We start from the raw sequence: 1447 nt of genomic DNA, 5'->3' as shown, positions 1-1447 counted from the left end.
GGCTCTCCAAGGTTCGTGGTGAATGACGGGTCGTGTCTTTAGACAGAAGGGGCCCGTAGCCCTGTTGTGATGGATGTTCTTGACGCATTCATCAATGACAGGAACTACGAGCCTTGACCGAGCTTACTGCCCAGCGCCCTGATGCTGCCACAATCATCTTCAACCTGCCGGACTACCATGTCCTCAACGCCGACATCCTCACGTTCGGCCAGCGGAGAATCCATGTCGAGACAACCATCGAGTCCGGCTGTCCTTCATGCGGAGTCATCGGCAAGCGGCGGCATTCAAAGCGCAAGCAGCGGATCCGCGATATTCCCGTCGCAGGTGCGGTCGAAGTCATCTGGTCCAAGCGCCGTTTCTTCTGCGATGAATCCCAGTGTCCGCGGCAGACGTTCGCTGAATCAACCCCTCAGGTGCCCCGGCGGGCGCGTTCGACCCGCAGGCTGAGGGATGCCCTGGTGAGCGCCGTCATCCATTCGGGACGTGCCGCGACCGAAACAGCGGCTGCCTTCGGAGTCTCGTGGTGGCTGGTCCAGCACGCCCTGAACAAGGCCATGACCGTCCTGCCGGACGTCAACAAGCTCCGGCCCAAGCGGCTGGGCATCGACGAACACCGCTTCCGTTCCGTGCGCTTCTTCAAGGACCCCGAAACCAACGCCTGGAAGCGCTATGAACCATGGATGACGACCATCGTGGATCTCGATACAGGGCAAGTCCTCGGCGTCGTCGACGGCCGGGACAGCAAAGGCGTTGGTGACTGGCTCTTCGCCCGGCCATTGCAGTGGCGCCTGGGCGTGGAAGTCGTGGCCATCGACCCCTCCGCCGCTTTCCGGAAAGCCCTGCGGATGTGGTTGCCCCGCACGGCCGTATCGGTCGACGCATTCCACATGGTCATGCTGGGGAACAAGATGCTCACCGAAGTCCGCCAGCGGCTGAGCCAGGAGACCAAGGGCCGGCGCGGCCGCTCGTCCGACCCGATGTGGGCCAACCGGATGCTGCTGCTCCGCGCCGCCGAAACTCTCTCCGACCGCGCCAAGAACCGCCTGCAGACCGTCTTTGACGTCGACGACCCGACCGGGAAGCTGAAGGCGGCCTGGGAAGCGAAGGAACAACTGCGCGCACTGCTGCGCACCGGTTCCCTGGAGGACGCCGCCGCAGCCAAGGAGCGGCTACAGCAGCTGGTGGAACGAGCCGGACAGCCGGAAATCAACCGCCTCTGGCGAACCGTCTGCCGCTGGTGGAAAGAGATCGAAGTCCTCATCGTCACCGGCGCAACCACGAGCAAGGTCGAGGCAAACAACACGGCGATCAAGAACATCAAAAGAACCGGCCGCGGATTCGTCAATGGCGCCAATTATCGTACTCGTATTATGCTCAGAAGCGCCGTCAGAACGGCGGCCTGATCATGCATCGCAGCAGTGGAATTCACCACGAAACGCGGAGAGCC

1 protein-coding gene is annotated in these 1447 nt (G+C 62.4%); it reads left to right on the top strand.

Annotation, left to right across the window (positions count from 1 at the left end):
- Positions 1–113: 113 nt before the first annotated feature.
- Positions 114–1403 carry an ISL3 family transposase gene (locus tag E4J89_RS19265; protein WP_136787822.1) on the top strand — a complete coding sequence of 430 codons (1290 nt, stop codon included), beginning with the start codon at positions 114–116 and terminating at the stop codon, positions 1401–1403.
- The last annotated feature ends 44 nt before the right edge of the window (positions 1404–1447 follow it).

The organism is Arthrobacter sp. CAU 1506 (genome assembly GCF_005047635.1).
In the GTDB taxonomy this organism is placed as follows: Bacteria; Actinomycetota; Actinomycetes; order Actinomycetales; family Micrococcaceae; genus Crystallibacter.
The sequence above is the reverse complement of the archived record's forward strand: the minus strand, read 5'-3'. Positions and strand labels throughout refer to the sequence as shown.